General features: G+C 72.6%; 25 protein-coding genes and 1 riboswitch. Of the genes, 11 read left to right on the top strand and 14 right to left on the bottom strand.

All coding sequences use genetic code 11. The annotated features are described in order from the left end of the window. Positions 1–33: 33 nt before the first annotated feature. Positions 34–119, bottom strand: a riboswitch (cobalamin riboswitch). A 174-nt stretch (positions 120–293) separates the two neighbouring features. Next, the gene (locus ACGFMM_RS01920) at positions 294–1,880 is read left to right on the top strand and encodes a serine/threonine-protein kinase (protein ID WP_393642194.1); all 1,587 of its coding nucleotides are present in this window, start codon (positions 294–296) and stop codon (positions 1,878–1,880) included. 2 nt (positions 1,881–1,882) lie between these two features. Here the strand turns inward: ACGFMM_RS01920 and ACGFMM_RS01915 are convergent, their stop codons facing one another. Further along, entirely contained in the window at positions 1,883–2,932 is a 1,050-nt protein-coding gene (locus ACGFMM_RS01915; RefSeq protein ID WP_393642193.1) for an MBL fold metallo-hydrolase, read from the bottom strand. A 162-nt stretch (positions 2,933–3,094) separates the two neighbouring features. Between ACGFMM_RS01915 and ACGFMM_RS01910 the strand changes: the two genes are divergently transcribed. The 3 genes from ACGFMM_RS01910 to ACGFMM_RS01900 all read left to right on the top strand — a co-directional run bounded on the left by ACGFMM_RS01910 (position 3,095) and on the right by ACGFMM_RS01900 (position 5,815). After that, a complete protein-coding gene (locus ACGFMM_RS01910; protein ID WP_393642192.1) occupies positions 3,095–4,030 on the top strand; it encodes an aminoglycoside phosphotransferase family protein in 936 nt (311 codons plus the stop codon). A 70-nt stretch (positions 4,031–4,100) separates the two neighbouring features. Continuing rightward, entirely contained in the window at positions 4,101–5,582 is a 1,482-nt protein-coding gene (locus tag ACGFMM_RS01905) for an aldehyde dehydrogenase (RefSeq protein ID WP_393642190.1), read from the top strand. Beyond that, on the top strand, positions 5,582–5,815 hold the full coding sequence (locus ACGFMM_RS01900; protein WP_393642188.1) for a ferredoxin: 234 nt from the start codon (positions 5,582–5,584) through the stop codon (positions 5,813–5,815). The genes ACGFMM_RS01905 and ACGFMM_RS01900 overlap by 1 nt, the downstream gene beginning before the upstream one ends. Positions 5,816–5,907: 92 nt before the next feature. Here the strand turns inward: ACGFMM_RS01900 and ACGFMM_RS01895 are convergent, their stop codons facing one another. Next, entirely contained in the window at positions 5,908–6,531 is a 624-nt protein-coding gene (locus tag ACGFMM_RS01895) for a TetR family transcriptional regulator (RefSeq protein ID WP_393642187.1), read from the bottom strand. Between the two features lie 206 nt (positions 6,532–6,737). On the opposite strand from ACGFMM_RS01895, the gene ACGFMM_RS01890 reads away from it, so the two are divergent. The 3 genes from ACGFMM_RS01890 to ACGFMM_RS01880 are packed head-to-tail and all read left to right on the top strand — an operon-like array spanning position 6,738 to position 9,929. After that, complete coding sequence (locus tag ACGFMM_RS01890; RefSeq protein WP_393642185.1) at positions 6,738–8,069, top strand: glycosyltransferase family 4 protein; 1,332 nt, start codon at positions 6,738–6,740, stop codon at positions 8,067–8,069. A 52-nt stretch (positions 8,070–8,121) separates the two neighbouring features. Continuing rightward, positions 8,122–8,853: a class I SAM-dependent methyltransferase gene (locus ACGFMM_RS01885; RefSeq protein ID WP_393642183.1), complete on the top strand. Its 732-nt coding sequence runs from the start codon at positions 8,122–8,124 to the stop codon at positions 8,851–8,853. Next, entirely contained in the window at positions 8,850–9,929 is a 1,080-nt protein-coding gene (locus ACGFMM_RS01880; RefSeq protein WP_393642181.1) for a prenyltransferase, read from the top strand. The genes ACGFMM_RS01885 and ACGFMM_RS01880 overlap by 4 nt, the downstream gene beginning before the upstream one ends. A 10-nt stretch (positions 9,930–9,939) precedes the next feature. Here ACGFMM_RS01880 and ACGFMM_RS01875 read toward each other — a convergent pair whose 3' ends face one another. The 8 genes from ACGFMM_RS01875 to ACGFMM_RS01840 form a co-directional block, all read right to left on the bottom strand. Beyond that, positions 9,940–10,353, bottom strand: coding sequence for a hypothetical protein (locus ACGFMM_RS01875; protein ID WP_393642179.1), 414 nt, complete (start codon positions 10,351–10,353; stop codon positions 9,940–9,942). Beyond that, entirely contained in the window at positions 10,350–10,787 is a 438-nt protein-coding gene (locus ACGFMM_RS01870; protein ID WP_393642177.1) for a DUF6463 family protein, read from the bottom strand. The genes ACGFMM_RS01875 and ACGFMM_RS01870 overlap by 4 nt, the downstream gene beginning before the upstream one ends. After that, positions 10,784–11,329, bottom strand: a complete 546-nt coding sequence (locus tag ACGFMM_RS01865) for a TetR/AcrR family transcriptional regulator (protein ID WP_393642176.1) — start codon at positions 11,327–11,329, stop codon at positions 10,784–10,786. The genes ACGFMM_RS01870 and ACGFMM_RS01865 overlap by 4 nt, the downstream gene beginning before the upstream one ends. A gap of 73 nt (positions 11,330–11,402) precedes the next feature. After that, a complete protein-coding gene (locus tag ACGFMM_RS01860; protein WP_393642174.1) occupies positions 11,403–12,416 on the bottom strand; it encodes an LLM class F420-dependent oxidoreductase in 1,014 nt (337 codons plus the stop codon). Positions 12,417–12,522: 106 nt separating this feature from the next. Continuing rightward, complete coding sequence (locus ACGFMM_RS01855; RefSeq protein WP_393642172.1) at positions 12,523–13,392, bottom strand: hypothetical protein; 870 nt, start codon at positions 13,390–13,392, stop codon at positions 12,523–12,525. Between the two features lie 97 nt (positions 13,393–13,489). After that, positions 13,490–14,350, bottom strand: coding sequence for an N-acetylmuramoyl-L-alanine amidase (locus tag ACGFMM_RS01850; protein ID WP_393642170.1), 861 nt, complete (start codon positions 14,348–14,350; stop codon positions 13,490–13,492). A gap of 35 nt (positions 14,351–14,385) precedes the next feature. Continuing rightward, a complete protein-coding gene (locus ACGFMM_RS01845; RefSeq protein ID WP_393642169.1) occupies positions 14,386–15,027 on the bottom strand; it encodes a class I SAM-dependent methyltransferase in 642 nt (213 codons plus the stop codon). 46 nt (positions 15,028–15,073) lie between these two features. Continuing rightward, positions 15,074–15,481 carry an ATP-binding protein gene (locus tag ACGFMM_RS01840; RefSeq protein WP_393642167.1) on the bottom strand — a complete coding sequence of 136 codons (408 nt, stop codon included), beginning with the start codon at positions 15,479–15,481 and terminating at the stop codon, positions 15,074–15,076. A gap of 84 nt (positions 15,482–15,565) precedes the next feature. Between ACGFMM_RS01840 and ACGFMM_RS01835 the strand changes: the two genes are divergently transcribed. The 3 genes from ACGFMM_RS01835 to ACGFMM_RS01825 are packed head-to-tail and all read left to right on the top strand — an operon-like array spanning position 15,566 to position 16,951. Next, complete coding sequence (locus ACGFMM_RS01835; RefSeq protein ID WP_393642165.1) at positions 15,566–16,405, top strand: Scr1 family TA system antitoxin-like transcriptional regulator; 840 nt, start codon at positions 15,566–15,568, stop codon at positions 16,403–16,405. Then, a complete protein-coding gene (locus tag ACGFMM_RS01830) occupies positions 16,374–16,574 on the top strand; it encodes a DUF397 domain-containing protein (RefSeq protein ID WP_393642164.1) in 201 nt (66 codons plus the stop codon). The genes ACGFMM_RS01835 and ACGFMM_RS01830 overlap by 32 nt, the downstream gene beginning before the upstream one ends. Then, positions 16,571–16,951: a hypothetical protein gene (locus ACGFMM_RS01825; protein WP_393642163.1), complete on the top strand. Its 381-nt coding sequence runs from the start codon at positions 16,571–16,573 to the stop codon at positions 16,949–16,951. The genes ACGFMM_RS01830 and ACGFMM_RS01825 overlap by 4 nt, the downstream gene beginning before the upstream one ends. Here ACGFMM_RS01825 and ACGFMM_RS01820 read toward each other — a convergent pair. Further along, positions 16,948–17,493 carry a cysteine hydrolase family protein gene (locus tag ACGFMM_RS01820; RefSeq protein WP_393642161.1) on the bottom strand — a complete coding sequence of 182 codons (546 nt, stop codon included), beginning with the start codon at positions 17,491–17,493 and terminating at the stop codon, positions 16,948–16,950. The two genes, ACGFMM_RS01825 and ACGFMM_RS01820, sit on opposite strands and share 4 nt — an antisense overlap. Before the next feature lie 135 nt (positions 17,494–17,628). On the opposite strand from ACGFMM_RS01820, the gene ACGFMM_RS01815 reads away from it, so the two are divergent. Then, positions 17,629–18,135, top strand: a complete 507-nt coding sequence (locus ACGFMM_RS01815; RefSeq protein WP_393642159.1) for an RICIN domain-containing protein — start codon at positions 17,629–17,631, stop codon at positions 18,133–18,135. An 86-nt stretch (positions 18,136–18,221) separates the two neighbouring features. Here ACGFMM_RS01815 and ACGFMM_RS01810 read toward each other — a convergent pair whose 3' ends face one another. The 3 genes from ACGFMM_RS01810 to ACGFMM_RS01800 are packed head-to-tail and all read right to left on the bottom strand — an operon-like array spanning position 18,222 to position 19,505. Next, positions 18,222–18,638, bottom strand: coding sequence for a VOC family protein (locus ACGFMM_RS01810; RefSeq protein ID WP_393642157.1), 417 nt, complete (start codon positions 18,636–18,638; stop codon positions 18,222–18,224). Between the two features lie 10 nt (positions 18,639–18,648). After that, positions 18,649–19,071, bottom strand: coding sequence for a helix-turn-helix transcriptional regulator (locus tag ACGFMM_RS01805; RefSeq protein ID WP_393642155.1), 423 nt, complete (start codon positions 19,069–19,071; stop codon positions 18,649–18,651). Then, entirely contained in the window at positions 19,068–19,505 is a 438-nt protein-coding gene (locus tag ACGFMM_RS01800; protein ID WP_393642153.1) for a DUF4259 domain-containing protein, read from the bottom strand. Before ACGFMM_RS01800 ends, ACGFMM_RS01805 begins: the two co-directional genes overlap by 4 nt. Positions 19,506–19,588: the final 83 nt, after the last annotated feature.

Here is a 19,588-nt window from a genome sequence, read left to right as displayed (position 1 = left end):
TCCTCGACGGTGCCGGCGGTCACGTCCCGGACGGGGCATTCCGACTCGCCACCGAACGGGTACGGATTTCACGGTGGCTCACGGCTGCGGGTCAGTGCCGGATTCGCACCGGCTTCCCCCCGTTCGGGCAATGAGGACGACTCGCACACTCTACCGGCAGGTACTCCGCCCGATGAGGGGGTGCGAGCGGCCTCACACCGGGGCCCGTCCGCGCCCGTGCCGGGCCGGCGCGGCTGTGCCATGCTGACTGGCGTCCGGGCACGGGCGGCGGGCGATCCTCACGGGGGTGTGGCGTGCAGCAGGCGTTGACCGGGCTGACCGGGGACGACCCGCGCAGGATCGGCGCGTACCGGCTCCTGTACCGCCTGGGCGAAGGCGGCATGGGCCGCGTCTACCTCGCACGCTCGCCCGGCGGGCGGACCGTGGCGCTCAAGGTCGTGCACGGCGCGATCGCCGGGGACCGGGGCTTCCGCACGCGCTTCGCCCGCGAGGTCCGGGCGGCGCGGTCGCTGCGCGGGGCCGGGACGGTGCCGGTGCTCGACGCCGACCCGGAGGCGGACATGCCCTGGCTGGCCACCGCGTACGTGCCGGGCCCCGCGCTCTCCGACGCCGTCCTGACCCATGGGCCGCTGCCGGAGCCGGCGCGGTGGCGGCTGCTTTCCGGGCTCGCGCGGGCGCTGGAGGGGGTGCACGCGGCGGGCCTGGTGCACCGGGACGTCAAACCGTCCAACGTGCTGCTCGCGCAGGCGGGGCCGCTGCTCATCGACTTCGGCATCGCCCGCTCCGCCGACGAGACGGCGCTGACCGGCACGGGACTGGTGGTCGGTTCGCCCGGCTACATGGCGCCGGAGCAGGCGGAGGGCCGGACGGTCGGCTCCGCCGCGGACGTGTTCTCGCTCGGCGCGGTGCTCGCCTTCGCGGCGAGCGGGCGCGGGCCTTTCAGGGGCGGCTCGGTGGCCGAACTGCTGTACCGGGTGGTGCACCACGAGCCGGACCTCGCGGATCTGGACGGCTCCTACGGCGAGACGGTACGGGCCTGCCTGGCCAAGCGCCCCGACGACCGCCCGGACGCCGCCGCCCTGCGCGCCCTCGCGGAGGGGCACGGGCAGGACGCCGGCCCCTGGCTCCCGGCGCCCGTCGTCGCCGCCATCGCACAGAAGGCGGAGGAACTCCTCAACGCCGAGGCGGAGGTGGAGGAGAGCGAGCCCGCGAGCGCGCGGGCGTCGGGGCTCGCGGAGCCTGACACGGCGACCCGGTCTCCGGCCGCCGACCCACCGGCCGCCGACCCACGGGCCGCCGACCCGCCGGCCGGCGCCGACGCGGTCACCTCACCCGCGTACCTCCCGCCCCCGACCGCCGTGCTCCCCGGCGCCCCGCCGTCCCCGAGCCGTGACGAGGCCGTCGGTGCCCTGCGTTCCGGGATGGGGCAGCCGCTGCAGGGGCTGTGGTTCCTCCTGCCGATGCTCGCCTATCTCCTCGGCGGGGTGCAGCTCATGGACTGGGCCGAGCGCTGGCCGGATCCGGCCGACCAGCAGGGCGGCCTGTACCGCTGGGCCCTCGGCGACTCGTGGCGGCTCCCGGGGACGCTGCTCCTCGTCGGGGCGATGGCGGGGCTCCACTGGTACCGGGGACGGCTGTCGACCGCGCCCGTCGTCCGGATCCGGCTGTGGTCGGCGGCGGTCGGCGTGTACTGGATCGGCCTGTGCGCGGCGCTCGTCCTGCACGTGCTGTGGTTCTGGGCCGTGTACCAGGGCATCGACCACGACAGGACCGCCGGCGAGCCGCTGCTCACCTGGCTCACCGTCCCCGTGCTGCTCCTCGCCCTCGGCGTGGTCCCCGTGGTCGCCACGGCGTCGGCGGTCCGCATCGTCAAGGCCTGACGTCACACCGCCCGGTACGCCACCGGCTCCGTCCCCGGCACCGCCTCCGCGCGGCCGAGCTTCACCAGGCGGCGCAGGTGCGCCTCGGCCTCGCTGACCGCGATGTTCCGGGAGCCGTACGGGATCTGCTCCCACGGCCGGTTCCACTCCATCCGCTCGGCGAGCTGCCACGGCGTGAGGGGGACGGCGAGGAGACCGAGCAGTCCGGTCAGCCGCTCCTCGTGGTGGTCGAGCAGTTCCCGCACCCGTCCGCCGGCGTCGGCGAAGGCGTGCTGGTGGGCGGGGAGCACCTCGGCGACGCCGAGCCGGCCGATCCGCTCCAGGGAGTCGAGGTAGTCGCCAAGGGGGTCCGTGACGGTCGCATCGTCGGGGTCCTCGTAGAGGCCGATGTGCGGCGTGATCCCCGGCAGCAGGTGGTCGCCGGAGAACAGCCGGCCGTTGCCGGGGAGTTGCGCGGGATGCTCCTCCTCCAGGTGCAGGCAGACGTGGCCGGGCGTGTGGCCGGGGGTCCAGATGCCGCGCAGGCGGCGGCCGGGGAGGTCGAGGAGCTCGCCGGGGACGATCTCGCGGTCGGGGAGCGCGGAGGAGAGCCCCGGCATGGTCCGCAGCCGCCCGGAGGCGCGGGCGGCCCGGAGCGGCGCGGTGTGCTCGTCGGGCGCGCCGACGGCGGCGAGCTTGTGCGCGAGATAGTCGAGCCAGGTGCCGGGTTCGGCGGCGCGGGTGCGCCGTACGACGTCGGCGTCGGCGGCGTGCATGGCGATCCACGCCCCGGACTCTTCGCGGACGCGCTCGGACAGGCCGTGGTGGTCCGGGTGGTGGTGCGTGATGACGACGCCGTGGACGTCGGCGACGGACGTCCCGAGCGCCGCGAGCCCGCCGCTCAGCTCGTCCCAGGACGCGGGGTCGTCCCAGCCGGTGTCGATCAGCACCGGTCCGCGGTCCGTGTCGAGGACGTGCACGAGCGTGTGCCCGAGGGGGTTGTCCGGGATCGGCACCTGTATCCCCCAGACCCCGCCCCCGTGTTCGGTCACCTGTGGTCCGGCCGTCGTCATGAGCGCCCTCGTCTCTCCCCACGGGACCGGTCCGACCCGGCCGTCGGGCCACTATAACGAGCCGAACTGACGGATCGTCAGAGCGCCGTCGGGGTGGGATGGCTCACGTTCCGCGTCCGAAACCCGGTGGCCCACCCCGGCCCGGGCCGCCAGACTCCCCGCGTGACACTGCACGAGAACGAGATCCCCGCCGACGAGACCCTCGTCCGCTCCCTGCTCGCCGAACAGCGGCCGGAGTGGGCCGCGTTGCCGCTCTCCGCCGCGGGCGCGGGAACCGACAACACCATGTACCGGCTCGGCGACGAACTGCTCGTCCGGCTGCCGCGGACCGCCGGCAACGGGCGCGCCGTGCGCAAGGAGCAGGAGTGGCTGCCGCGCCTGGCACCGCTGCTCGGGGTGGCCGTGCCCGAGCCCGTGCACGCCGGGACGCCGGCCGCCGGCTTCCCGCTCCCGTGGTCGGTCTACCGCTGGATCGACGGTGCCGAGGCCGGTCCGGACACCGTCCGGGACTGGGCGGCCTTCGGCGCCGATCTGGCCGAGGCCGTACGGGAACTCCACCGCGCCGACCTCATGGGCGCGACGCGCTCGGAGGCGAGCGACCTGAGCTGGTACCGCGGGGGCCCGCTCGCGCCCTGCGACGAGTGGGTCGGCCCGAGCCTCGAGGACTGCCGGGCCCTGGTGGGCGACGAGTTCGACGTGGACGTGCTGGAGGGGATGTGGCGCGCCGGGCTCGCGCTGCCCGAGGCGTCCGGGCCGCAGGGGTGGCTGCACGGCGACCTCAAGCCGACCAACCTGCTGGTCCGGGACGGCCGGCTGCACGCGGTCATCGACTTCGGCGGGCTCTCGATCGGCCGCCCCGACGCCGAGCACGCCACCGTCTGGGACCTGCCGGCGGCGGCGCGCCACGCGTACCGGGACGCCCTCGGCCTCGACGAGGCGACCTGGATCCGGGCGCGGGCCTGGGCGGTCGCGGTGGCGGCGAGCGGGATCTCGTACTACCGGGACAGTTTCCCGGCCTTCGTCGCGGAGTGCCGGGCCCGGCTCCGGAACATCCTCGACGACGCTGCCGGGCGCACGGCCATTGCTCCCCATAACTAGAACTGATATCAGTTCTGAAACAGCGTCAGAAAGCATCCGAACCGGGCGGGTTCACGGGAGGCAATCGGCCATGACCGAGCTTGTGGAGCACGGAAAGCTGTTCATCGGCGGGGCGTTGACCGACCCGCTCGGCACCGGCGTCATCGACGTCGTCTCGCCCCACACCGAGCAGGTCATCGGGCGGGTGCCGCACGCGTCCGAGGCGGACGTGGACCGGGCCGTCGCCGCCGCGCGCCGGGCCTTCGACGAGGGGCCCTGGCCGCGGATGACGCTCCAGGAGCGGATCGAGGTCGTCGGCCGGATCAAGGACGCCGTCGCCGTGCGGCACGAGGAGATCGCCCGCTCCGTCTCCGCCCAGAACGGCTCCCCCTACTCCTGGAGCGTCCTCGCCCAGGCCCTCGGGGCGATGATGGTCTGGGACGCGGCGATCACCGTGGCCCGCGAGTTCCCGTACGAGTCGCGGCGCTCCGGCGTCCTCGGGCCGCTCCTCGTGCGGCGCGAGCCGGTCGGCGTGGTCGCCGCCGTGGTGCCGTGGAACGTGCCGCAGTTCACCGCCGCCGCCAAGCTCGGACCGGCGCTGCTGGCCGGCTGCACGGTGGTCCTCAAGCCGTCGCCGGAGTCGCCGCTCGACTCGTACATCCTCGGCGAGATCGCGGCCGAGGCCGGGCTGCCGGAGGGCGTGCTGTCGATCCTGCCCGCCGACCGGGAGGTCAGCGAGTACCTCGTCGGGCACCCCGGCGTCGACAAGGTCTCCTTCACCGGCTCCGTCGCCGCCGGCAAGCGCGTCATGGAGGTCGCCTCGCGCAACCTCACCCGGGTCACCCTCGAACTCGGCGGCAAGTCCGCCGCGGTGGTGCTGCCGGACGCGGACGCCGCGACCGCCGTCGCCGGCATCGTCCCGGCCGCCTGGATGAACAACGGCCAGGCGTGCGTCGCCCAGACCCGCATCCTCGTCCCCGAGGGCCGGTACGACGAGTTCGCCGACGCGTTCGCGGCCGCGGCCGGCGCGCTGGTCGTCGGCGATCCGCTCGACCCGGCCACCCAGGTCGGACCGCTGGTCGCCCAGCGCCAGCAGCAGCGCTCGCTCGACTACATCCGCATCGGGCAGGACGAGGGCGCCAAGGTGCTCGCCGGCGGCGGCCGGCCGGCCGGGCTCGACCGGGGCTGGTACGTCGAGCCCACCCTCCTCGGCGGCGTCGACAACGCGATGCGCGTCGCCCGCGAGGAGATCTTCGGGCCGGTCATCTGCCTCCTGCCGTACCGGGACGAGGCCGAGGCCCTGCGCATCGCGAACGACTCCGCGTACGGGCTCAGCGGCAGCGTCTGGACCTCCGACGTCGAGCACGGCGTCGACTTCGCCCGCCGGGTCCGCACCGGCACGTTCAACGTCAACACCTTCAGCCTCGACATGCTCGGCCCCTTCGGCGGCTACAAGAACTCGGGCCTGGGCCGCGAGTTCGGTCCCGAGGGCCTCGGCGAGTACCTGGAGCACAAGATGATCCACCTGCCCGCCGGTTACGAGGCCCCGGACGCCCCGGAAGGCGGCGCGTGATGGGGGACCGCTGGCACGTCGAGGTCGACCGCCGGGTCTGCATCGGCTCGGGCCTGTGCATCAACAACGCCCCCGACGGCTTCCGGCTCGACGCCGCCCGTCAGTCCCACCCGCAGGCGGCCGACGCAGACGCCGACGAGAGGGTGCTCGCGGCGGCGGAGGGCTGTCCCGTCGAGGCGATCACCATCACGCTGCTCGGCGGCGGGGAACAGGTCTTCCCGCCGGAGGAGTAGGTCTTCCCGCCGGAGGAGCAGGAGGAGTACGACGCCGGCGAGCCGTTTTCGGAGAAGGCCGGGACGCCGTGACCGCTTCGGTTTCAGCCGCTTCAGCCGCGCGGTCGCGGCGCCGGCTCGTTCGCCGTCAGGTCGATGAGCCGGCAGACCGTCTCGATGTCGATCTTCACCTGGGCGATCGACGCCCGGCCCGAGAGCCAGGTGATCAGGGCGGAGTGCCAGGTGTGCTCGATGACGCGGACCGCGGACAGCTGCTGCGGCGTCGGGTGCTCCAGGCCCATCGCGTCCAGGATGATCGCGGTCGTCTGCCGCGAGACCGTGTCCACCTCGGGGCTCACGCTGCGGTCCGCGAAGGTCAGCGCCCTGACCATCGCGTCCGCCAGGTGCGGCTCGCGCTGCAGCGCGCGGAAGGCCCGCATCAGGGTCTCGGCGACCCGCTGGGCCGCGTCGTCGCCGGCCGGGGGCCGCTTGCGCAGCGTGGTGTGCAGGCCCTCCAGCTGGTCCTGCATCGTCGCGACCAGCAGATGGATCTTGGAAGGGAAGTAGCGGTACAGCGTCCCGAGCGCGACCCCCGCCGCCTCGGCGACCTCGCGCATCTGCACGGCGTCGAAACCGCCCCGGCTCGCCAGCTGGGCGCTGGCGTGGAGGATACGGCGGCGGCGGGCCTCCTGGCGTTCCGTCAGGGGAGGCGACGCAGGTCTGTCTTCCGCGGTCATGAGTCCCGTTCCGTGGCGTAGGTTCGCGCCAGTATGGCGGCGCTCGCGCCGTGGCGCGAATCACCTGCTCCGGCTCTCACAGGGGCGCTACCTGCCGGTAGATTCGATGCTCCTTGAACGATCAAGAACGATCAAGTCTGTAACTTGTTCTAGATTAGCGCGAGCGGTTACGCTCCCGCGAAACGCAGTGAGACAGGGGGCCCCGAGTGACCGCTGAGGCCGTAGAGGCAAGCCCCCGTCCGGGCGCCACCGAAGGTGACGGTCCGTTGCGGATCGCTCTCCTCACGTACAAGGGCAATCCGTTCTGCGGCGGCCAGGGCGTCTACGTCCGGCACCTCTCCCGCGAGCTCGCCCGGCTCGGCCACAGCGTCGAGGTCATCGGCTCTCAGCCGTACCCGGTGCTCGACGAGGGCGAGGACCTCGCCGGCCTCCGCCTGACCGAACTGCCCAGCCTCGACCTGTACCGGCAGCCCGACCCGTTCCGCACCCCGAAGCGCGACGAGTACCGGGACTGGGTCGACGCCCTCGAGGTCGCGACCATGTGGACCGGCGGCTTCCCCGAGCCGCTCACCTTCTCGCTGCGGGCCCGGCGGCACCTCGCCGCCCGCCGCGGTGCGTTCGACGTCGTCCACGACAACCAGACCCTCGGGTACGGGCTCCTCGGCGGCCCCGCCGCGATCGGCGCGCCGCTGGTCACCACGATCCACCACCCGATCACCGTCGACCGGCAGCTCGAGCTCGACGCCGCCGAAGGCTGGAAGCGGCGCGCGTCCGTCCGCCGCTGGTACGCGTTCACGCGGATGCAGAAGCGGGTCGCCCGCCGGCTGCCGTCCGTGCTCACCGTCTCCGGCTCCTCCGAGCAGGAGATCGTCGAACACCTCGGGGTACGGCCGGAGCGGATCCGCGTCGTGCACATCGGCGCGGACACGGATCTGTGGTCGCCCGACCCCTCCGTCGCGGAGGTTCCCGGGCGGATCGTCACCACGTCCAGCGCGGACGTCCCGCTCAAGGGCCTGGTCCATCTCGTCGAGGCGCTCGCGAAGCTGCGCACCGAGAACCCGGACGCGCACCTCGTCGTCGTCGGCAAGCGCGCCGAGGACGGGCCGGTGGCCCAGGCGATCGAGCGGTACGGGCTCGTGGACGCGGTGCGGTTCGTGAAGGGCATCTCCGACGCGGAGCTGGTCGACCTCGTGCGGTCGGCGCAGGTCGCGTGCGTGCCGTCGCTGTACGAGGGGTTCTCGCTGCCGGCCGCGGAGGCGATGGCCACGGGGACCGCGCTCGTCGCGACGACGGGCGGGGCGATTCCGGAGGTCGCGGGGCCCGACGGCGAGACCTGCCTCGCCGTGGCGCCGGGGGACGCGGGCGCGCTGGCCGCGGCGCTCGGGCGGGTGCTGGGCGACTCCGCGCTGCGCGCGCGGCTCGGTGCGGGCGGGCGGGCGCGGGTGCTGGAGCGGTTCACCTGGGCGCGGGCGGCTCAGGGGACGGCCGAGCTGTATCGCGAGGCCATCGCCCGGCAAGGTGCCGGAGTCCGTCGGTGACGCCCACAACAACGCCCCAGTCCTCCCTCAACCCCGAAAGCAGGAGCACCCCGTGCTGACCGTCGACTTCACTCGTTTTCCGCTCGCCCCCGGTGATCGTGTGCTCGATCTCGGGTGTGGGGCGGGGCGGCATGCGTTCGAGTGTTACCGGCGCGGCGCCCAGGTGGTGGCCCTCGACCAGAACGGCGAGGAGATCCGCGAGGTCGCCAAGTGGTTCGCCGCCATGAAGGAGGCCGGCGAGGCTCCGGCCGGGGCGAGCGCCACCGCGATGGAGGGCGACGCGCTCAACCTGCCGTTCCCGGACGACTCCTTCGACGTCGTGATCATCTCCGAGGTCATGGAGCACATCCCGGACGACAAGGGCGTGCTCGCCGAGATGGTCCGGGTGCTGAAGCCGGGCGGCCGGATCGCGATCACCGTCCCGCGCTACGGCCCGGAGAAGGTCTGCTGGGCGCTCTCCGACGAGTACCACGAGGTCGAGGGCGGCCACATCCGCATCTACAAGGCCGACGAGCTGCTCGGCAAGATCCGCCAGGCGGGCCTGCGCCCCTACGGCAGCCACCACGCGCACGCCCTGCACTCCCCGTACTGGTGGCTGAAGTGCGCGTTCGGCGTGGACAACGACAAGGCGCTGCCGGTCCGCGCGTACCACAAGCTGCTGGTCTGGGACATCATGAAGAAGCCCGCGGTGACCCGGGTCGCCGAGCAGCTGCTCAACCCGGTCGTCGGCAAGAGCTTCGTCGTCTACGCCACCAAGCCGCACCTGCCGAAGGCCGACGCGTGACGTCTCCCGAGCGGATCGCCGAGCACCTCGTCCTGCCCGGCGTGCTCACCGCCGAGCAGGCCGCCGAGACCGTGGCCGGGATACTCGCCGCCCAGCGCGAGGACGGCGCGATCCCGTGGTTCCGGGGCCACCACCTGGACCCGTGGGACCACACCGAGGCCGCCATGGCGCTGGACACCGCCGGCGAACACGCCGCCGCGGACCGCGCGTACGCGTGGCTGGTCCGCCACCAGAACGCCGACGGGTCCTGGTACGCCGCCTACCAGGACGGCGACCCGGACGACGTCACCGACCGCGGCCGCGAGTCCAACTTCGTCGCGTACCTTGCCGTCGGCGTCTGGCACCACTACCTCGCCACCGGCGACGACGCGTTCCTCGACCGCATGTGGCCCGCCGTGTACGCGGCCGTCGAGTTCGTCCTCGGGCTGCAGCAGCCCGGCGGGCAGATCGGCTGGAAGCGCGAGGCCGACGGCACGCCCGTCACCGACGCGCTGCTCACCGGCAGTTCGTCCATCCACCAGGCGCTGCGCTGCGCCCTCGCCATCGCCGAGGCGCGCGAGGAGCCGCAGCCGGACTGGGAGCTCGCGGCCGGGGCGCTCGGCCACGCGATCCGCCGTCACCCCGAGCGTTTCCTCGACAAGTCCCGCTACTCCATGGACTGGTACTACCCGGTCCTCGGCGGCGCGGTGACCGGCCCGGAGGCCAAGGCCCGGATCGACGCGCAGTGGGACGACTTCGTGGTCCCCGGCCTCGGCGTCCGCTGCGTGCTGCCCAACCCGTGGGTGACCGGCGGCGAGAGCTGCGAACTGGCGCTCACGCTCTGGGCGATGGGCGAGTCCGACCGGGCCCTGGAGATCCTCCAGTCGATCCAGCACCTGCGCGCCGACGGCGGCATGTACTGGACGGGGTACGTCTTCGAGGGCAACCGCGCGGTCTGGCCGGAGGAGCTCACCACCTGGACCGCCGGCTCCCTGCTGCTCGCGGTCGCGGCGCTGGGCGGCGACGAGGCGACGGTGGCGGTCTTCGGCGGCGAACGGCTGCCCCGGGGCCTGGAACCGGACTGCTGCGGGGCCTGAGGCGTACGGCTCAGTGGCCGACCCGTCGCCCGGCCGTGCCCCGGCCGATGAGCACGTGACCCCGCTCGACGAACCCGAAGGCGTTGTTGAGGGCGCCGTACAGGGTGATGAGGACGAGCAGCACGCCGCCGGTCCGCGCGATCCGCACGACGGTGCGGGCCGGCACCGGGCGTCCGCCCACCAGCGGCAGCAGGCGCGGGAACGTCTCGCCCCAGCTCCGGACCAGGCCGACGGTGAGAAGGGCGAGCCCGACCGTCAGGGCGCTCAGGACCATCATGTAGACGATCTCCTCGGTGCCGTGGTCGTCCGTGAAGCCGACGGCCACGCGCCACACCGAGGACGGCAGGACGCCCAGCGGAGCGGCCCAGGCCGCCCACACCGCCCAGCGGGCGGGGGGTAGGACGGGCGTCGGGTTCGTCGTCACAGCGTGCCGCCTTCCGTGAGGGGCGGCGGGGACGACCGGTCCGGTCCGGCGGGCCGGCGGGCGGCGGCGAGGCCGAGGAGGCCGGTGGCGAGCACGGGCCAGCCGCCCGTGACGGGGAAGTAGAGCACGCACAGGGGTACGCCCACGGCCACCAGGTACCAGCCGACCTGGGCGGGCAGCCGGCCGGTGGTGCGGACGGCGTGCCGGGCCAGGGTGCCGATGGCGAGTAGCGCCACGCCGGAGACCATCCACCAGACGCTGAACTCGCGCAGGAAGTGGTCCCGGGCGTCCGTGTCGACGACGCTGCGCAGGACGCCGTCGCGCCCTATCGCGCCCCAGGCGTGCGGCTGGGCGACCAGGCCCCAGACGAAGTGGAGCAGCGCGACGGCGATGATCAGCCGGGGGACCCGGCGGGCGAGCGGGTGCGGGGTCACGACGGGTCCTCCTGGGGGGCGAGGCGCAGGGCCAGGGCGTAGACCTCGCGCAGTTCGGCGGCGGTGACCGGCGGGACGACCTGCTGGGCGCCGACGAGGACCAGGTACAGCAGCCGGGCCATCGGCCCGACGTCGGCCTCCGGGCCGCCGAGGCCCTGCCAGAGGGCGCGCAGATAGGCGACGCGGGCGCGGTCCACGCGCTCCTGGACGGTGCGCGCCTCGGGGTCCTGCAGCGCCCAGGAGCGGATGGCGCTGTCGACGTCCTCGTCCCCGGTGTCGAGGACGAGGTCGTGCAGGCGCTGCAGCCGCTGCCGGGCGGAGTCGCCGGCGCTCTCCGCCTCGGCGATGAAACGGCTCGTGTGCTCGGCCTCGTAGTGCGCGAGCAGGTCGGTGCGGAAGCCGGTGATGCCCTTGAAGTGGTGGTAGAAGGAGCCCTTGGTCAGGTCGAGTTCGTCGCACAGCCGCTCGACGGTCAGCGCCCGCGCGCCGTCCCGCCGCAGCACGCCGAGCCCGGTCTCCAGCCAGTCCCGTTTGCTTGCCATGGCGCGGACCGTACCATACGGAATGGTATGGAGGCAGGGGCGAGTTGGGGCAGGGCTCGAATCAACTGCCCTCTCAACCCCCCTCGTTGAGCTCCGCCAGGACCCGCAGCGTCGCCATGTCCGGCGCCGTGACCAGCAGGTCGGTGACCGGGCCCGCGCGCCAGGCCGCGAGGCGTTCGGCGATGCGCTCGCGCGGGCCGACCAGGGCGATCTCGTCGGCGAAGGCGTCCGGTACGGCCAGGACGGCCTCTTCGCGGCGGCCGGCCGCGAACAGCTCCTGGATGTGCCGGGCCTCGGCCTCGTAGCCCATGCGTCCCATCAGGTCCGCATGGAAGTTCCGGGCCGCGTGGCCCATCCCGCCGATGTAGAAGCCGAGCATCGCCTTGACCGGCAGCAGGCCCCGGGCGACGTCGTCGCAGACCTGCGCCCGGACCATGGGGGCGACCAGGAAGTCCTCGGGGAAGGCGGCGACGCCGTACACCTCCGCGTACCGCGTCGGCGACCAGTACAGCGGGAGCCAGCCGTCGGCGATCTTGAGCGTCTGGGCGACGTTCTTCGGCCCTTCCGCGCCGAGCAGGACGGGCAGATCCGGCCGGAGCGGGTGGGTGATCGGCTTGAGGGGCTTGCCGAGGTCGGTGCCGTCCTCGCCCGCGTACGGGTGGGAGTGGAAGCGTCCGTCGAGCGCCACCGGCCCCTCGCGGCGCAGCACCTGCCGGATCACGTCCACGTACTCGCGGGTCGCGGTCAGCGGGGAGCGGGGGAAGGGCCGGCCGTACCAGCCCTCCACCACCTGCGGGCCGGACAGGCCGAGTCCGAGCAGCATCCGTCCCCCGGAGAGGTGGTCCAGGGTGAGCGCGTGCATCGCGGTGGCCGTGGGCGTCCGGGCGGCCATCTGCGCGACCGCCGTGCCCAGCCTGATGCGGGAGGTGTGGGCGGCGATCCAGGTCAGCGCGGTGAACGCGTCGGAGCCCCATGCCTCGGCCGTCCACACGGAGTCGTAGCCCAGCCGCTCGGCCTCGCGGGCGAGTTCGAGGTGCGCGGGGGAGGGGCCGCGTCCCCAGTAGCCGAGGGCGAGTCCGAGTCGCATGGCGGGCAGCCTTTCTGACGATCCGTCAGCTCTGCGTCGGGACTGTACGCCAACGGCCCCCCGCCCGGAAGGGCGAGGGGCCGCTGCGAGGCGAGCGTGACCGGCGTCAGCCGCGCTGGATGCCCGTCGTGTCCTGGAGGACGCCGCGGCGCCCGTCCTGCGTCTGCGCCACCAGCGCGTCGCCGCGCTGGTCGACCGCGAGGTACCACGTGCCCGGGGCCAGCTCGGCGACCGGAGCCTGCGAGCCGTCCTCGGCGTACAGCGGACGGGCCGCCGGCACCGCGAACCAGAACGGCGCGAAATCGCCGGCCGGCGGCTGCGGCTGACCGCCCTGCGAGTGGTCCTGGTGCAGCGGCTGCGGCTGACCCGGCTGCGGCTGCCCCGGCTGGACGCCGAACGGCTGGCCCTGCTGGGCGTGCTGCGCGTGCGGGTCGCCGTACGGCTGCTGGTGCTGCTGCGCGCCCGGGTAGCCGTAGCCGCCCGGGACGGCCTGCTGGCCGGGGTGGCCCGGCTGCATCCCGTACGGCTGCGGGGCCGGCGGCTTCGGCGCGCTGACGAGCGGCGCCTTCAGGGCCGGCACCAGCGGACCGGCGACCGCGGCCCCGGCGAGCGCCAGGGCGGCGATCGCGCCGAGGATCAGGCCCGGGCCGAGGCTGCCGGACTCGAAGACCCACATCAGCATCGTCCAGGCCGAGGCGACCGCGAACGACGCGCCGACCTGACCGAGGTCCAGGCCCGCGACCTTGCGCCCCTGCAGCTGCGGCAGGCCGCGCGACAGGACCACGAGCGCCGCGGCGGCGATGCCGAGCAGGAACGCGCCCCAGCCGAGCGGGGAGATCTCCCAGGAGAACGTCGAGGGCACATTGGCGCAGAAGCTGCCGGTGCAGCTGCTGACGCTCAGGAACGAGGCGATGAACAGCAATACCGCTGCTCCGATCACCACGCCGTCGGCTCGGGTGAGCGAGCGGATATTCACGTGAAAGAGTCCTTCGTCGGGTCGTCTCGTCGGGAGGGCGCGCAAGGCGCGGGGGTGGCACCGTCGTCGTCCGGACGAAATCTATCGTCCGTGGGAACTACCCCTTCAGGTAGGTCCCGATGCCTTCCGCGATTCCGTGCGCCGCTTTCTGGCGCCATGCCGCATTCGCGAGCAACGCGGCGTCCTTCGGATCGCGCATGTTGCCGCATTCGAGGAAGACCTTGGGAACCGTCGAGAGGTTGAGCCCGCCGAGATCGTCGCGGATGTCCAACCCCGTGCCGGATCCGATGTAGTTGGCGGGCGAAGTGCCGGTCGCGCGCGCGAAGTGTGCCGCGATGCGCTCGCCGAGCGTACGCGACGGAGCGAGGATCGGGGCGGTGTCCGCGGCCCCCGACTGCACCCGTGCGGGCAGGATCACATGAAAACCGCGGTTCCCGGCCGCCGAACCGTCCGCGTGCACGGAGACCACGGCGTCGGCCTTCGCCTCGTTGCCGATCCGGGCCCGCTCGTCGATGCAGGGGCCGTAAGGGCGGTCGGCGTCGTGGGTGAGGACCACGGTCGCGCCCTGAGCCTTGAGGAGATCACGCAGACGGTGTGAAACATCGAGGGTGAATGCGGCCTCGGTGTAATCGTCGGCGGTGGCCGTCCCGGTCGTATCGCATTCCTTGCGATTCGTCCCGATGTCGACCTTCTGATTGATCTCGGCGGTGTGGCGGAAGTTACCCGGATTGTGCCCCGGGTCGATCACGATCGTCCGCCCGGCGAGCGGCGCCCCCGCGGAGGGCGTGACGGGCGTGACGGGCCTCACGGGCCTCACGGAGGGGGAGGCGGCGGGCTTCGACGCATCCCGCCCGGCGGGCTTCGCGTCGGGCTCGGCCGTCGCGCCGCACCCGGCCACAAGGGCGCAGGCGACGGCGACGGCCGTGCGGACAAGGGGCTTCCTGACGTGGTGGGGCACGCGGCGACTCTATTGCCCGTGCCGACCGCGCCGCGTCAGATCCCCTCGCCGACGCGCCGCAGCACCCGCAGGGAATCGGTCACCGAGACCTCCTCGAACGCCCCCGACGCGAGCGCCCGCAGATAGATCCGGTACGGGGCCTGGCCGCCGTCCTCCGGGTTCGGGAACACGTCGTGGATGACGAGCAGCCCGCCGACGGCGACCTTCGGGGCCCAGCCCTCGTAGTCGTTCGTGGCGTGCTCGTCCGTGTGCCCGCCGTCGATGAACACGAAGCCCAGCTCGCCGCCCCAGGCCTTCGCCACCTGCGGCGAACGGCCGACCAACGCGATCACATGCTCCTCCAGGCCCGCCTTGCGCAGCGTGCGGCGGAACGTCGGCAGCGTGTCCATCAGACCGACCTCCGGGTCCACGACCGTCGGGTCGTGGTACTCCCACCCGGGCTGCTGCTCCTCGCTGCCCCGGTGGTGGTCCACGGTGACCGCGACCACGCCGGCCTGCCGGGCCGCGTCCGCCACCAGGATCGTCGACCGGCCGCAGTACGTCCCGACCTCAAGGAGCGGCAGCCCCAGCTTCCCGGCCTCGGCCGCCGCCTCGTACAGCGCGAGCCCTTCGGTGACGGGCATGAAGCCCTTCGCCGACTCGAAGGCGGAGACGATCGCGGTCTCGGGCGCGGGCATGGGGGCTCCTACTGGTCGGTACAGGCGTACGGGCAGCCATCGTGCCCTACGCGTCGCACTCGAACCACACCCGCTTGCCCTCCGCGGTCTCCTCCACGCCCCACCGGTCCGTGACCCCCTCCACCAGCAGCAACCCGCGCCCGCCGTCGTCCAGCGGATCCCCGCCCTTCGCGGCGACGGCGCCGGGCGCTCCGTCCGCGACCTCCACTCTCAGTCCGTACGGCTCGCGCAGCACGATCACCGCGCACCGCCGGTCCGGCACGTGCCGCACGACGTTCGCGACGAGCTCGGTGAGCGCGAGTTCGGCCGCGTCGGTCAGGTGGTGCAGCTGCCAGTGCGCGAGGAAGCTGCGCAGGAGGCGGCGCATGTGGCGCGCCGAATGCTCACCGACGGTGAACCCCATCCGATAGTTCGCGCCAATCTCCGCCGGTGGGGGCTCGATTACGTGATTCATGTCACCAGCGTGCGGCCGCTTGGTTACGCTCGGCTACGGAACGAACTCAACGCCTGCGGGCGTCTGCTTGGGGGTGACCTCGCCTTGGCCAACATCCGGAACCTGGATCCCAGCGCCTCTCCGCTGGACTACTACGGCGCGGAGCTGAGGAGACTGAGAGAGGAAGCCGGCCTCAACCAGCCCCAGCTGGGCAAGATCCTGTTCTGCACGGGCTCGCTCGTCGGCCAGATCGAGACGGCGCGGAAGGTCCCGACGCGGGAGTTCTCGGAGCGGGTCGACGCGGCGCTGCTGACGGGCGGGACGTTCACCCGGCTGGTGGGGCTGGTACTGCGGAGCCAGTTGCCGAGTTGGTTCCAGGCGTACGCGGAGGTCGAGGCGAAGGCTGCTTACATCTCGACCTTCCAGGCCCAAGTGATCTATGGCCTGCTCCAGACCAAGGAGTACGCACGCGCCCTCCTTGCAGTGGATGCCCCTGACCGGGCCGACGAGCTCGTGGCCGCGAGGATGGAGCGCCAGCGAATCCTGGAGCGTGATCACCCGCCCGTGCTGAGCGTGGTGTTGGACGAGGCCGTGTTGCACCGGGAGGTCGGCGGCCGCAGCGTGATGCGGGGCCAACTGCAACACCTGTTGGGGTTTTTGTCGCGCCAGTGGGTGCACGTACAGGTGTTGCCGTACTCCGTGGGTGAACACACGGGGATGATGGGTTCGTTCAACCTGCTGCGCTTCGATTCGGACCCCGAGTTGTTCTACGCGGAGGTCTATGACATCCCGCACATGACGGCCAATTCCCAAGTGATCAGGGAGCGTTCCGTCGGTTACTCTCGCCTGCAGGCCGCGGCGCTCTCACAGGAGGATTCGGCGGCACGGATCGCTCGTGTACTGGAGGAACGTTATGGGCACCAGCCAGGAGCTGCGGTGGCGTAAGTCGTCGTACAGCGGCACCAGCGGCGGCGACTGCGTCGAGGTCGCCGACCTCGCCCCCCACGTCGCCGTCCGTGACTCCAAGAACCCCGGCGGCCCCGTCCTCACCCTCACCCCCGCCGCCTTCGCGGCGTTCGTCGAGGCCGCCGCGCAGGGGCGCGTCGGCGCGTGAGCGGTGGGGGCTGGTACGTCCTGGTCGAGGGCAGGAAGTACGGCGACGCCTGGGAACTCGTGCGCACGGTCCACGTCGAGGGCGACCGCGCGCAGGCCCTCGCCCGTGCCGCCCAGTTGACCCGGGCCTGCCGCAGTGAAGGCAAGGAGTGGCCGGCGGACACCATTCCCCAGGTCGGGCGTCGGGTCTTCCGCACCTCCGAGGCGAGCTGGCTCGTAGAGATCCTGCGTTCCCACTGGGACGACGAGACGAAGGAGCCGTCCACCAGCTCCTACGTCCTTCGCGTCTCCGTCGCCGAGCTGGAGTACGCCGAGGAGCTCGTCCCCGTCGAGCCGCCCGTCAGGAGCCGGCTGCGCCGGGCCCTCGGCCGGGGCTAGGAGGCGGTGAAGTCCACCTCGGCGGCCGGCAGGACGCGGATACGCCGCCCAGGGAAGCTGATCGTGCGGAAGATCGTGTTGTGGTGGGCGATGGACTCGTCCGCCGGGACGTAGGGGCTCGGGTCGGGGCGGACCGAGGTCGTGTGGCCGTCCTCCACCAGGACCAGGTCGTAGCGGTGGGCGAGGGCCGAGCGGCACGTCGTGTCCACGCACATCTCGGTGGCGAAGCCGGTGACGACGACCTCCGTGACGCCGAGCGCCTTGAGGATCTCGTCGAGGCGGGTGTCGAGGAAGCTGTCGGCGCTGTTCTTCGGAACGACCGTCTCGTCCTTGCCGGGCGCGAGCTCGGGCACGATCCGCCAGCCGTCCGTCCCGGTGACCAGTTCGTCGTCGCCGTGCTGGACGGTGATCACCGGGGCGCCGGCCGCCTTCGCCCGCGCGCGGAGGCCGGCGATCGTGGCCACGGTCTCGGCGGGGCGGTGGGCGACGGCCATGAGGGCGTTCTGCATGTCGATGACGAGAAGCGCAGCAGTGTTCGGCATGGCTTCACCGTAACGGCGTGCCCGCATGTCCACGGCGCTTCGTGGATCCGAGCGGCCGAGGCCGTCAACTCGCCCTGCCCGTACGGCAGCTAGGATCTGCGTTTCGTTTGCGTGTTGAACTACAAGGGGTGGGAAATGCGAAAGATCATTGCCGGTTTGACGGCCATGACGGCGGTGCTGGCGGTACACGTGGGAGCCGCGGCACCGGCGAGTGCCGCAGCCGCTGTCGGGCATCTCTACGGTCCGGGGTACCAGATGTGCGCCACGCCGAAGGGCAACAGCACCGCCAACGGCACCATCGTCACCACGTGGACCTGCACGGGCAGTTACCTGCAGGAGTGGCGCTGGGAGAACAACCGCATCATTCACAACGCGAGCGGCAAGTGTCTGACGCCGAGTGGTGACAACTACGCCACGAACGGCGCGGTCCTGACGTTGTGGACGTGCAACCCGTACGCCGAGTCCCAGATGTTCAGGGAGTACTGGCGCGACATGGGTGAGCCGCGCGCCAAGGCTTACTACAGCGACAAGTGCATCACGAACAAGGGCGACAACCTGGGCAACGGTGCCTACCTGACGCTGTGGACGTGCCGCGACAGCAAGACGCCTTCCCAGGAGTGGTGGTACCTCGCCGACGCGTAAGCGGGCGGCGTGGCGACCGGTGCCCCCTTCGTCCGAGGACGAAGGGGGCACCATGCTGCGGAGAGCCTGCGAGACGTACGCGGGCGTCATGCCTTCCGCGGCTGGCTGAAGCGGATCATGTTGCCCGCGGGGTCGCGGAAGGCGCAGTCGCGGACGCCGTAGGGCTGGTCGACGGGCTCCTGGAGGACGTCCGCGCCGGCCGCGCGGACGCGCTCGAACGTGGCGTCGACGTCGTCCGTGCGGAAGATGACCCCGCGGATCAGGCCCTTGGCCACCATGGCCGTGACGGCGTCGCGGTCGACGGGGGAGGCGGTGGGGTCGGCGACGGGCGTCTCGAGCACGATGTCGATGTCGGGCTGGGCGGGTGAGCCGACCGTGACCCAGCGCATGCCCTCGAAGCCGACGTCGTTGCGGACCTCCAGGCCGAGGACGTCGCGGTAGAAGGGGATCGCCCTGTCGTGGTCGTCGACGGTGATGAAGCAGGTGGAGAGGTTGATGTCCATGGGCTCCACGCTAGGAGCGCGGAGCGGACTTCGCTTCTCCGTTCCTGACCGGTCGGGTGTACACCTTCGCGACGCAGGCCGGGATCGCCGCGCCGTCCTCGTGTTCGCGGGCCCGGTACGCGCTCGGGGTCTCGCCGACCAGTTCGGTGAAGCGTGAGCTGAAGGAGCCCAGGGACGTACAGCCGACCTCGAAGCAGACCTCCGTCACCGACAGGTCGCCCCGGCGCAGCAGCGCCTTGGCGCGCTCGATGCGGCGGGTCATGAGGTAGCTGTACGGGGTCTCGCCGTAGGCCGCGCGGAAGCTGCGGGAGAAATGGCCGGGCGACATCAGCGCCGTACGGGCGAGCGCGGTCACGTCGAGCGGGGACGCGTACTCGCGGTCCATCTGGTCACGGGCCCGGCGCAGGCGGGCGAGGTCCTCCAACGACGTCACAGGTCCACGATCCCACAGGGCCGGTCCGTCGCGGCCGCGATCACGCCGCGCAGGCGCAGCACCCCTTCGCGCCACGGGCCGCCGCTGTTCGTCTCGTCCCACAGCTCCACCAGCTCGGACTCCGGGCCGAAGACCCGGTCCAGGGCCTGTATCGCGAGCGGGCGCAGGTCCGTGGGCAGCTCGGGCAGCGGCTCGTCCGGGCTGTAGGGCGTGGTGACCGGGTCGCCGCCCGGGCACTGCGCGGCCACGAGCGCCGCGGCGGCGACGGCCCTCGCCGCGTCGTCCGAGTCGAGGAACTCCCCGCCCGTCCCGGTCACTGCGAGGAACTGCTCGCGGATCAGCCCGGGGCGTTCGTGCTGCGGCAGGTCGTCGAGGTCGCCGCAGAAGTCCGCCGCCGTGTCGTTGTCGAAGTGTCCGATGTCCCAAGTGCCCATGGGACGCATCCTGGCAGGCGGCACTGACATTGATGCCCCCGGCCCGGCGGTTGCGGGGCCCGGCGCACCGCCGGACGCTGGAA

The organism is Streptomyces sp. NPDC048604 (assembly GCF_043199435.1).
Classification (GTDB): Bacteria; Actinomycetota; Actinomycetes; order Streptomycetales; family Streptomycetaceae; genus Streptomyces.
This window is presented reverse-complemented; position numbering and strand designations above follow the sequence as displayed.

Coding starts and splice junctions, on each gene's coding strand:
- ACGFMM_RS01915 (WP_393642193.1), bottom strand. CDS start 2,932: ATGACGACGGCCGGACCACAGGTGACCGAACACGGGGGCGGGGTCTGG.
- ACGFMM_RS01905 (WP_393642190.1), top strand. CDS start 4,101: ATGACCGAGCTTGTGGAGCACGGAAAGCTGTTCATCGGCGGGGCGTTG.
- ACGFMM_RS01900 (WP_393642188.1), top strand. CDS start 5,582: ATGGGGGACCGCTGGCACGTCGAGGTCGACCGCCGGGTCTGCATCGGC.
- ACGFMM_RS01895 (WP_393642187.1), bottom strand. CDS start 6,531: ATGACCGCGGAAGACAGACCTGCGTCGCCTCCCCTGACGGAACGCCAG.
- ACGFMM_RS01865 (WP_393642176.1), bottom strand. CDS start 11,329: ATGGCAAGCAAACGGGACTGGCTGGAGACCGGGCTCGGCGTGCTGCGG.
- ACGFMM_RS01860 (WP_393642174.1), bottom strand. CDS start 12,416: ATGCGACTCGGACTCGCCCTCGGCTACTGGGGACGCGGCCCCTCCCCC.
- ACGFMM_RS01845 (WP_393642169.1), bottom strand. CDS start 15,027: ATGCCCGCGCCCGAGACCGCGATCGTCTCCGCCTTCGAGTCGGCGAAG.
- ACGFMM_RS01840 (WP_393642167.1), bottom strand. CDS start 15,481: ATGAATCACGTAATCGAGCCCCCACCGGCGGAGATTGGCGCGAACTAT.
- ACGFMM_RS01830 (WP_393642164.1), top strand. CDS start 16,374: ATGGGCACCAGCCAGGAGCTGCGGTGGCGTAAGTCGTCGTACAGCGGC.
- ACGFMM_RS01820 (WP_393642161.1), bottom strand. CDS start 17,493: ATGCCGAACACTGCTGCGCTTCTCGTCATCGACATGCAGAACGCCCTC.
- ACGFMM_RS01815 (WP_393642159.1), top strand. CDS start 17,629: ATGCGAAAGATCATTGCCGGTTTGACGGCCATGACGGCGGTGCTGGCG.
- ACGFMM_RS01810 (WP_393642157.1), bottom strand. CDS start 18,638: ATGGACATCAACCTCTCCACCTGCTTCATCACCGTCGACGACCACGAC.
- ACGFMM_RS01800 (WP_393642153.1), bottom strand. CDS start 19,505: ATGGGCACTTGGGACATCGGACACTTCGACAACGACACGGCGGCGGAC.